7 protein-coding genes and 1 pseudogene are annotated in these 10,554 nt (G+C 69.1%); 7 read left to right on the forward strand and 1 reads right to left on the reverse strand.

Annotated elements, in window-relative coordinates:
- The 7 genes and pseudogenes from ROTAS13_RS27170 to ROTAS13_RS12815 all read left to right on the forward strand — a co-directional run.
- Positions 1-288 (forward strand): annotated as a pseudogene (locus tag ROTAS13_RS27170) (hypothetical protein); the annotation flags it as partial.
- A gap of 317 nt (positions 289-605) precedes the next feature.
- Complete coding sequence (gene mdh, locus ROTAS13_RS12790) at positions 606-1,559, forward strand: malate dehydrogenase (protein ID WP_027280627.1); 954 nt, start codon at positions 606-608, stop codon at positions 1,557-1,559.
- Between the two features lie 57 nt (positions 1,560-1,616).
- Positions 1,617-2,810, forward strand: a complete 1,194-nt coding sequence (gene sucC, locus ROTAS13_RS12795) for an ADP-forming succinate--CoA ligase subunit beta (protein ID WP_019460868.1) — start codon at positions 1,617-1,619, stop codon at positions 2,808-2,810.
- A gap of 3 nt (positions 2,811-2,813) precedes the next feature.
- Positions 2,814-3,704: a succinate--CoA ligase subunit alpha gene (gene sucD, locus ROTAS13_RS12800; RefSeq protein ID WP_019460869.1), complete on the forward strand. Its 891-nt coding sequence runs from the start codon at positions 2,814-2,816 to the stop codon at positions 3,702-3,704.
- A 237-nt stretch (positions 3,705-3,941) separates the two neighbouring features.
- Positions 3,942-6,824 carry a 2-oxoglutarate dehydrogenase E1 component gene (locus ROTAS13_RS12805; protein ID WP_075822542.1) on the forward strand — a complete coding sequence of 961 codons (2,883 nt, stop codon included), beginning with the start codon at positions 3,942-3,944 and terminating at the stop codon, positions 6,822-6,824.
- Positions 6,825-6,846: 22 nt separating this feature from the next.
- On the forward strand, positions 6,847-8,097 hold the full coding sequence (gene odhB / locus ROTAS13_RS12810) for a 2-oxoglutarate dehydrogenase complex dihydrolipoyllysine-residue succinyltransferase (RefSeq protein ID WP_058389925.1): 1,251 nt from the start codon (positions 6,847-6,849) through the stop codon (positions 8,095-8,097).
- Positions 8,098-8,291: 194 nt separating this feature from the next.
- A complete protein-coding gene (locus tag ROTAS13_RS12815) occupies positions 8,292-9,614 on the forward strand; it encodes an LLM class flavin-dependent oxidoreductase (RefSeq protein WP_037250408.1) in 1,323 nt (440 codons plus the stop codon).
- Between the two features lie 399 nt (positions 9,615-10,013).
- Here ROTAS13_RS12815 and ROTAS13_RS12820 read toward each other — a convergent pair.
- A partial coding sequence (locus ROTAS13_RS12820) for an ABC transporter ATP-binding protein (protein WP_139323349.1) occupies positions 10,014-10,554 on the reverse strand: 541 nt, incomplete at its 5' end.

Below are 10,554 nucleotides of genomic sequence, written 5' to 3' on the forward strand. Positions count from 1 at the left end.
GCCAAGGCCGGGGGCGGCGGGCGCCAGGTGGTGGCGGGCAGGCAGATGAGCCGTTCCGAGATGAAGGCCGTGGCCTCCGGCACCTGCCTGCGGCGGGATGCGCGGGGCAACTGCACGGGCGCGCGGCTGGCCAGCTTCGCCTCCTCCGCCCGGGCGGCGACGCCGCGCCGCAGCGTCTGGCACGCCGGCCTGCCGGCGCCGGATGCCGAGCAGATGGCCTGCCCCGAGGGCACGCTGGCCACGCTGGCCCGGGGCCATACCGACACGATCCGCTGCATGCCGCTCTGACCGGCAAAGGGCCGGAAAGGGGGAGGGGGTTCCTCCTTTCTGGCCCGGATGGACGGAACCAAGCGGCTTTTCGCCTTGATTGCAGTAGGTTACGGCCCGCTCCCGGCATTCCGGGGGCGGGCCGTTCCGATTCCGGCAAGCGGTTCCATGGGCGATTGAGGGGCGGGGGACAGGCGGAGGTTGCCTCCGTGCCCGGACAATCCTCTGTTGCATTTGCGAAGAGGCTGGCGGCGACGCCTTGTCGGGCCGTGTCCACGGGTCTAATCGGTCCGGCGGCCTTTCCACATACGGACGGTCCTTTTTCATAAGGAAACCCCATGGCCCGCAAGAAGATCGCGCTGATCGGCGCCGGCAACATCGGTGGCACCCTCGCCCACCTTATCGGTCTCAAGGAACTCGGTGACGTCGTCATGTTCGACGTCTTCGGTGGCGTGGCGGCCGGCAAGGCCCTGGACATCATGCAGTCCAGCCCGGTGGACGGCTTCGACAGCGCCATGTCGGGCGGGTCCGACTATGCGGCCATCGCGGGCGCGGACGTCGTCATCGTCACCGCCGGCTTCCCCCGCCAGCCGGGCATGAGCCGCGACGACCTGCTCACCAAGAACGCCGGCGTGATGGGCCAGGTGGCCGAGGGCATCAAGCAGTATGCCCCGGACGCCTTCGTGATCTGCATCACCAATCCGCTGGACGTGATGGTCTGGGCGCTGCAGCAGAAGTCCGGCCTGCCGGCGCACAAGGTGGTGGGCATGGCGGGCGTGCTCGACAGCTCCCGCTTCCGCCTCTTCCTGGCCGAGGAGTTCAAGGTCTCCGTCGAGGACGTGACCGCCTTCGTGCTGGGCGGCCATGGCGACACGATGGTGCCGCTGACCCGCTACTCCACCGTGGCGGGCATCCCGGTGCCCGACCTGGTGAAGATGGGCTGGACCACCCAGGAGAAGATCGACGCGATCGTGGCCCGCACCGCCAATGGCGGCGGCGAGATCGTGAAGCTGCTGGAGAAGGGCTCCGCCTTCTACGCCCCGGCGGCTTCCGCCGTGGCCATGGCCGAGGCCTACCTGAAGGACAAGAAGCGCGTCCTGCCCTGCGCCGTCATGCTGAACGGCGAGTACGGGCTGAAGGACTTCTACGTGGGCGTGCCGGTGGTGATCGGCGAGGGCGGCGTGGAGCGGATCGTCGAGGTCCAGTTCACCCCGGAGGAAAAGGCGGCCTTCGACAAGTCCTGCGACGCGGTGAAGAAGCTGGTCGAGGACTTCAAGAAGCTCGGCGTCTGAGAAACCTGGGCCGGGGCGATCCCGGCCCTTTCCGCATCCAGAGAGCGGGGATTCCGTATGAACATCCATGAATACCAGGGCAAGGAGCTGCTGCGCCGCTACGGCGTCGCGGTGCTCGACGGCTACGTCGCCAGGACCCCGGAGGAGGCCGAGGCCGCGGCGAAGAAGCTGCCGGGCCCCGTGGTGGTGGTGAAGTCGCAGATCCATGCCGGCGGGCGCGGCGCGGGCCGCTTCAAGGACGACCCGAACGGCAAGGGCGGCGTGCGCGTCGTCAAGCCGGAGGCCGCCAAGGAAGCCGCCGCCGCCATGATCGGCCATACGCTGGTCACCAAGCAGACCGGCGCCGAGGGCAAGGTCGTCAACCAAGTCTATGTGGAGGCCGGCTGCGACATCAAGCGCGAGCTGTACCTCTCCATCCTGCTGGACCGCGAAACCTCGCGCATCACCGTGATGGCCTCGACCGAGGGCGGCATGGAGATCGAGGAGGTCGCCGAGCACCAGCCGGAGAAGATCCTCAAGGTCGCCGTCGATCCGGCCACCGGCATCCAGGGCTGGCACGCGCGCAAGCTCGCCTTCGGCCTCGGGCTGGAGGGCAAGCAGGTCGGCGTCTTCACGAAGTTCGTGACGGCCATGTACCAGGCCTATACCGACCTCGACATGGCGATCGTCGAGATCAACCCGCTGGTGGTGACCGGCGCGGGCGAGGTCGTGGCGCTCGACGCCAAGGTCTCCTTCGACGACAACGCGCTGTTCCGGCACAAGGACCTGGAGGCCCTCCGCGACGAGACGGAGATGGACCCCAAGGAGCTGGACGCCGCCAAGAACGACCTGAACTACGTCGCGCTGGATGGCGAGATCGGCTGCATGGTGAACGGCGCCGGCCTGGCGATGGCCACCATGGACATCATCAAGCTCTATGGCTCCTCGCCCGCGAACTTCCTCGACGTCGGCGGCACCGCGACGGCCGACCGCGTGACCGAGGCGTTCCGGATCATCACCTCGGACAGCAACGTCAAGGGCATCCTGGTCAACATCTTCGGCGGCATCGCCAAGTGCGACATGATCGCCTCGGGCATCGTGCAGGCCGCCAAGAACCTGACCCTGAAGGTGCCGCTGGTGGTGCGCCTGGAGGGCACGAACGTGGACCTCGGCAAGAAGATCCTGGCCGAATCGGGGCTTGCCATCATCCCCGCGGACAACCTCGCCGACGCCGCCCAGAAGGTGGTGGACGCCGTGAAGAAGGCGGCCTGAACCATGGCTATCCTCGTCGACAAGCACACCAAGGTGATGACCCAGGGGTTCACCGGGTCGCAGGGCACCTTCCACGCCGAGCAGGGCATCGCCTACGGCACCAACTACGTGGGCGGCGTGACCCCGGGCAAGGGCGGGCAGACCCATATCGGCCTGCCCGTCTTCAACACGGTGGCCGAGTGCGTGGAGAAGACGGGCGCCGATGCCTCCGTCATCTACGTGCCGCCGCCGTTTGCCGCCGACTCGATCCTGGAGGCGATCGCCGCCGAGGTCCCGCTGATCGTCTGCATCACCGAGGGCATCCCGGTGCTGGACATGGTCAAGGTCAAGCGCGCCCTGGACGGTTCCAAGTCCCGCCTGATCGGGCCGAACTGCCCGGGCGTGATCACCCCGGAAGCCTGCAAGATCGGCATCATGCCGGGCTACATCCACAAGCGCGGCTCGGTGGGCGTGGTCTCCCGCTCCGGCACCCTGACCTATGAGGCGGTGGCGCAGACCACGGCCGCGGGCCTCGGCCAGTCCACCTGCGTGGGCATCGGCGGCGACCCGGTGAAGGGCACGGACTTCCTGGACGTTCTCCAGATGTTCCTGGCGGACCCCGAAACCAAGCAGATCGTGATGATCGGCGAGATCGGCGGCCAGTCGGAGATCATCGCGGCCGAGTTCCTGGGCCAGGAGAACAAGCCCGGCTCCAGCAACTACAAGCCGGTCGTGGGCTTCATCGCCGGCGCCACGGCGCCTCCGGGCCGCCGCATGGGCCATGCCGGCGCGGTGATCTCGGGCGGCAAGGACACCGCCGAGGCCAAGATGGATGCCATGCGTTCCGCCGGCATCTTCGTGGCCGACAGCCCGGCCGCGCTGGGCTCGACCATGATGAAGGCCATCAAGGGCTGAACCGTCCGGCCTGAACCGCTCCGGGGCCCGGCCCCGGGGCACTTCCCCTTTCGGGGAACCCCCGCGGCCGGGGGGCGGGACCTTCTTCCGCAACGCGGGCCTGATCCGCCTGTCGCGGGTGCCATCCTCCGGCCATGGTCACTATGTTTACGGACGTCGCCGCAGTATAGCGGCGGCGTTCTTGCATGTCGTCAGCCGGCTGGCCCGACGGAGGGTCGGCTCGCAGGAGGAAGACCGATGCCTGGTGTGGACATCCTCGCGACCGCGATGACGGGGGCGAATGCCGCCTTCCTCGCGGATCTCTACGCGCGTTGGGTGGAGAAGCCCGACAGCGTCGATCCGTCCTTCCAGGAGCTCTTCGCGGCCCTGAACGACGATGCCCGCGCCGTGCTGGAGGATGCCTCCGGCGCCTCCTGGGCCCCGCGCCCGCGCGGCGGCTTCGCCCCGGAGGAGCCCGCCCCGGCCCCGGCAAAGGGCGGCAAGGGTGCCGCCCCGGCGGCGGCCCCGGGCGCCAGCCGCCAGGAAGTGCTCGATTCGCTGCGCGCCCTGATGCTGATCCGCGTCTATCGCGTGCGCGGCCATCTGGAGGCCGACCTCGATCCGCTGGGCCTTCAGAAGAAGAAGGCTCATGCCGAGCTCGACCCGGCCAGCTACGGCTTCACCGAGGCCGACTACGACCGCCCGATCTTCATCAACGGCGCGCTGGGCCGCGAGACCGCCACGCTGCGCGAGATCATGGCGACCCTCGGCGCCTCATACTGCGGTTCGATCGGCACCGAGTTCATGCACATCCAGGACCCGGACCAGAAGGCCTGGATCCAGAGCCGCATCGAGGGCGCGCCCTGGAAGGCCAGGGATGCCTTCAGCAAGGCCGAGAAGGCCGCGATCCTGGAGGACCTGACCGAGGCCGAGGGCTGGGAAGCCTTCTGCGCCAAGAAGTATGTCGGCACCAAGCGCTTCGGCCTGGAGGGTGGCGAGGCCACCATCCCGGCGGTGCAGGCGGTGATCGAGACAGGCGCCAAGGACGGCGTCAACGAGGTGGTGATCGGCATGGCCCATCGCGGCCGCCTGAACACGCTCGTGAACGTGGTGCGCAAGCCCTACGTCCAGCTCTTCTCCGAGTTCAAGGGCGGCTCCGCCAACCCGGACTCGGTGCAGGGTTCGGGCGACGTGAAGTACCACCTGGGCACCTCCACCGACATCGAGATCGAGGGCCGCAAGGTCCATCTCTCGCTGCAGCCGAACCCCTCCCACCTGGAATGCGTCGATCCGGTCGTGGCCGGCAAGGTGCGGGCGCGCCAGGACATGGCGGGCGACACCAAGAGCCGGAAGTCCGTGATGGGCATCCTGCTGCACGGCGACGCGGCCTTCGCCGGCCAGGGCGTGGTCTATGAGACCCTGGCGATGAGCCAGCTCATCGGCTACCGCACCGGCGGCACGGTGCATGTCGTGACCAACAACCAGATCGGCTTCACCACCACCCCGGCGCATGCCTATTCCGGCCTCTACTGCACGGACGTGGCCAAGTCGGTGCAGGCGCCGATCCTGCACGTGAACGGCGACGATGCCGAGGCCGTGGTCTTCGCCGCGCGCCTCTGCACCGAATTCCGCCAGCAGTTCGCGGTGGATGTGGTGCTCGACATCGTCTGCTATCGCCGCCATGGCCACAACGAGACGGACGAGCCGGCCTTCACCCAGCCGCTGATGTATGCCCGCATCAAGGAAACCCCGACGGCGCGCGCCAAGTACGCGAAGCAGCTCGTCGAGGAGGGCTCGCTGGCCGAGGCCGACGTGCAGGGCATGCTCGACGCCTACAACGCCAAGCTGGAGGACGCCTTCCAGGCCTCGGCGAGCTTCAAGCCGAACAAGGCCGACTGGCTGGAAGGCCACTGGGCCGGGCTGAAGGCCCCGACCGACGAGACCGCCGATTCCGAGTACGAGACCGCGGTGTCCCTCGACACGCTGCGCGAGGTGGGCGGCGCCCTGGCCCGGGTGCCGGCCGAATTCAACGTGAACCCGAAGATCGCCCGCCAGCTCGAGGCCAAGAAGAACGCCATCGAGACCGGCGAGGGCATCGACTGGGCAACCGGCGAGGCCCTGGCCTTCGGCAGCCTGCTGCTGGACGGACACCGTGTGCGCCTGTCCGGCGAGGATGTGCAGCGCGGCACCTTCTCGCAGCGGCATTGCGTGCTGATCGACCAGAAGGACCAGTCCGAATACGTCCCGCTGAACAACATCCGCGAGGGTCAGCCACGTTTCGACGCCTTCAACTCACTGCTCTCCGAGTTCGGCGTGATGGGCTTCGACTACGGCTACTCGCTGGCCGACCCGCAGACGCTGGTGCTCTGGGAGGGCCAGTTCGGCGACTTCGCCAATGGCGCGCAGGTGATCATCGACCAGTTCATCGCCTCGGCCGAAACGAAGTGGCTGCGCATGTCCGGCCTCGTGCTGCTGCTGCCGCACGGCTATGAGGGCCAGGGTCCGGAGCATTCCTCCGCCCGGCTGGAGCGCTACCTGCAGCTCTGCGCCGAGAACAACATGCGCGTGGTGAACATCACCACCCCGGCCAACTACTTCCATGCCCTGCGCCGGCAGATGAAGGCCAACTACCGCAAGCCGCTGGTGCAGATGACGCCGAAGTCGCTGCTGCGCCACAAGCTGGCGGTGAGCAGCCTGAGCGAGTTCGGCCCCGGCACCGGCTTCCGCGCCGTGATCCCCGAGATCGACGCGATCGCGCCGGAGGAGGAGGTCAAGCGCGTCGTGCTCTGCACGGGCAAGGTCTATTACGACCTGCTGCAGGCGCGCCGCGACGCCGGGGCGAAGGATGTCGCCATCGTCCGGGTGGAGCAGATGTATCCCTTCCCGGCGAAGGCCCTGGCCACCGTCCTCGCGCCCTACAAGAAGGCCGAGGTGATCTGGTGCCAGGAGGAGCCGGAGAACATGGGGGCCTGGACCTTCATGGATCGGCGCCTGGAGAAGGTGCTGAAGGGCCTGGACATCGCGGCCAAGCGGCCGGACTACGTGGGCCGTGCCATCGCGGCGAGCCCGGCCACCGGCTTGGCGAAGACGCATGCAGAGCAGCAGCAGGCCCTGGTGGGGCAGGCTCTCGCCCTTTCCTGACGAGACGGAACGAGAAGAATCCATGAGCGATATCCTGGTCCCCACCCTGGGCGAGAGCGTCAGCACCGCGACCGTGGCGCGCTGGCTGAAGAAGGCCGGCGAGGCGGTGAAGGCTGACGAGCCGCTGGTGGAGCTGGAGACCGACAAGGTCACGGTCGAGGTCAACGCGCCGGAAGCCGGCGTGCTGGAGGCGATCGCCGCCGACGAGGGCGCCGAGGTCGAGGTCGGCGCGCTGCTGGGCTCCATCGCCGCGGGCTCCGGCGCCACGGCCGCCAAGCCGGCGGCCGCCTCCGCCGCCGCGCCGGCGGCCCCGAAGGTCGAGGAGCCGCGCCCGGCTTCCGGCCCCGTGTCCCGCCCGGGCGGCGTCGAGACGCCGACCAAGGGGGGTGGTGAGCACGCGCCGCTGCCGGCCGCCGCCAAGATGATGGCGGAGAAGGGCGTCTCCGCCGAGCAGATCGGCGCCGGCTCGGCCAAGGACGGCCGTATCGCGAAGGGCGACGTGCAGGCCTTCCTGAACCGTCCGGCCTCCGAGCCGGCGAAGCCCGCCGCGCCGAAGGCGCCGCGCGCGCCGCAGGCGGGCGAGGAGCGGGTGAAGATGACCCGCCTGCGCAAGACCATCGCCAACCGGCTGAAGGAGGCGCAGAACACCGCCGCCATGCTGACCACCTTCAACGAGGTGGACATGTCGGCCGTGATGGCGCTGCGCGCCGAGTACAAGGACGCCTTCGAGAAGAAGCAGGGCACCAAGCTCGGCTTCATGTCCTTCTTCGTGAAGGCCTGTGTCGCCGCCCTTCAGGAATGGCCGGCGGTGAACGCGGAGATCGACGGCGACGACGTCGTCTACAAGAACTTCGTGAACATGGGCATCGCGGTCGGCGGGCCGAACGGCCTCGTCGTGCCGGTGCTGCGCAACGCGCAGGAGCTGTCCTTCGCGGAGATCGAGAAGGCGATCTCCGGCTTCGGCAAGCGTGCCCGTGACGGCCAGCTGAAGCTGGAGGAGCTGGCCGGCGGCTCCTTCACCATCACCAATGGCGGCATCTACGGCTCGCTGATGAGCACGCCGATCCTGAACCCGCCGCAGTCGGGCATCCTGGGCATGCACAAGATCCAGGAGCGCCCGATGGCGGTGGGCGGCAAGATCGAGATCCGTCCGATGATGTACCTGGCGCTGAGCTACGACCACCGGATCGTGGACGGCAAGGAGGCGGTGAGCTTCCTGGTCCGCGTGAAGGAAGGCATCGAGGACCCGCGCCGCCTGATGCTGGGCCTCTGAGGCCGACGCCGCCGGGGCAATGCCCCGGTGGATGCGAGGAAGGAGGGCGGGAGCTTCGGCTCCCGCCCTTTTTTCATGGCTGGCGCCGCCGCGCGGGGCTCCGGCGGCGCCATGGCTGGAAAGACGGTGGGCACGTCTCCAGATCCCCGGGGAACCGACCGGCAATCCCGCCGGATCGGGCGGGGGAATCCTCAATGGCCCGACAGTTGCACCTGGGCGCCTTCATGCGCCCCGTGGCCATCCACACCGGTGCCTGGCGCTATCCTGGCGCCTGGCCGGACGCGAACTTCAACTTCGCGCATCTGCGCCATCTCGCGCGCCGGCTGGAGGAGGCGAAGTTCGACGCCTTCTTCATGGCGGATCATCTGGCCGTGCTGGACATGCCGGTGGATGCGCTGAAGCGCAGCCACACCGTCACCTCCTTCGAGCCCTTCACGCTGCTGTCCGCCCTGGCGGGCGCGACGGAGCGGATCGGGCTGGTGGCGACCGCCTCGACCACCTTCGACGAGCCCTATCACATCGCCCGGCGCTTCGCCTCGCTCGACCATCTCAGCGGCGGCAGGGCGGGGTGGAACATCGTCACCACCGCGAATCCAGATGCGGCGCTGAATTTCGGTCAGGACACGCAGATGGAGCACGATGCGCGCTATGACCGTGCGCGCGAGTTCTACGATGTGGTCACCGGCCTCTGGGACAGTTTCGCCGACGATGCCTTCCTCCGCGATGCGGAAAGCGGGATCTATTTCGACCCGGCACGGATGCATGTGCTGAACCATCACGGACCCCATCTGAATGTACGCGGGCCGTTGAACATCGCGCGGCCGGTGCAGGGCTGGCCGGTCATCGTGCAGGCGGGCGCTTCCGAGGCGGGGCGGCAGCTTGCGGCCGAGACGGCGGAGGTGGTGTTCGGGGCCTCGCCGAATCTGGAAGCCGGCAAGAGCTTCTACCGCGACGTGAAGGGCCGCATGGAGGCACTGGGGCGCGACCCGGACCACCTGAAGATCCTTCCCGCGGCCTTCCTCGTCGTGGCCGACAGCATCGAGGAGGCGCAGGAGGAGCGTCGCCGGCTGGATTCCCTGGTGCATTACGACAGCGGCATCGCCTCGCTGAACGGGATGCTGGGCCATGACGTTTCCGGCTACGACCCGGACGGGCCGCTGCCCGAGATCCCCGAGACCAATGCCAGCCGCAGCGCGCGGGAGCGGATGGTCGAGCTGGCGCGGCGGGAGAACCTCACGATCCGGCAGCTCGCCCAGCGGGCCGGCAGCTATGCGGGGCTCGCCTTCGTCGGCACGCCGCGCAGCGTCGCGGACGAGATGGAGCAGTGGCTCGTGGAGCGTGGCTCCGACGGGTTCAACGTCATGTTCTCCTGGCTGCCCGGCGGGCTGGAGGCGGTGGTGCGGAAGCTGGTGCCGGAACTGCAGCGGCGCGGAATCTTCCGGCGCGACTATGCGGGGCAGACGTTGCGCGAGCATCTGGGCCTGCCACGGCCGGGGAACCGGTTCTTTCCGGGTTGAGTGGCCGGGTTCCGGCGGGAATGCGCGATTCGGCGCCGTGCTGCCGGGCTGGCCCCGGGGAAGAGGCTCCGCCTCTCCGCCCGGCCCCCCCCTCTCCGCTGGGGACATGAGCATGTCCCCAGACCCCGGCTTGAGTTGGCGCCGGTGGTGGCCGTCAGTTCCAAGGGACGAGCCGGCAGGGCTGGCGGACACAGTGGGGTGCCGGAAACGGCACCGGGTGGCACCCGCAGTTGCCGGAGAGCCATGCTCTCCGGCGCGATCTGGCGGCAGTGCGAGCCAACTGACGGCAGGTCCAGGAGCCACCGGCTCCTGGCGGATGGGGGTTACGGGGGAAGGCGGAGCCTTTACCCCGGGCCAGAGGCACAACGGCGGCCCATTCCGGCACGAGCTGCGGCGGCTCTATCCCGGGAAGTGGCAGGCCACCGGCCAGGGCCCCTGGCGGACGGTCAGCTCCGGCACATCCGCCGAGCAGCGCGGGAACTGAGCGATCGGGCAGCGGGTGTGGAAGGCGCAGCCGGAGGGCGGGGCGAGGGGGCTCGGCACCTCGCCCGAGATCGGCGCCGGGCGCGGGGCGGCGGAGGGGTCGAGGCGGGGCACGGCGGACAGCAGGGCGCGGGTATAGGGATGGCGGGGCGCAGCGAAGAGGCGGCGGGTCGGGCCTTCCTCCACCACCTTGCCCAGGTACATCACCACCACGCGCTCGGAGAGGTGGCGCACCAGCCGCAGGTCATGGGTGATGAAGACCAGGGTAAGGCCCAGCCGCTCGCGCAGCTCGGCGAAGAGGTTCACCACGCCGGCCTGCACGGAAACGTCGAGGGCCGAGACCGGCTCGTCGGCCACGATCATCTCCGGCTCCACCGCCAGGGCGCGGGCGATGCCGATGCGCTGCCGCTGGCCGCCGGAGAATTCGTGCGGCCGGCGCGAGGCGGCCTCGGGCGGC

Origin of the sequence: Roseomonas sp. TAS13, assembly GCF_001950415.1 — a bacterium.
In the GTDB taxonomy this organism is placed as follows: Bacteria; Pseudomonadota; Alphaproteobacteria; order Acetobacterales; family Acetobacteraceae; genus Roseomonas; species Roseomonas mucosa.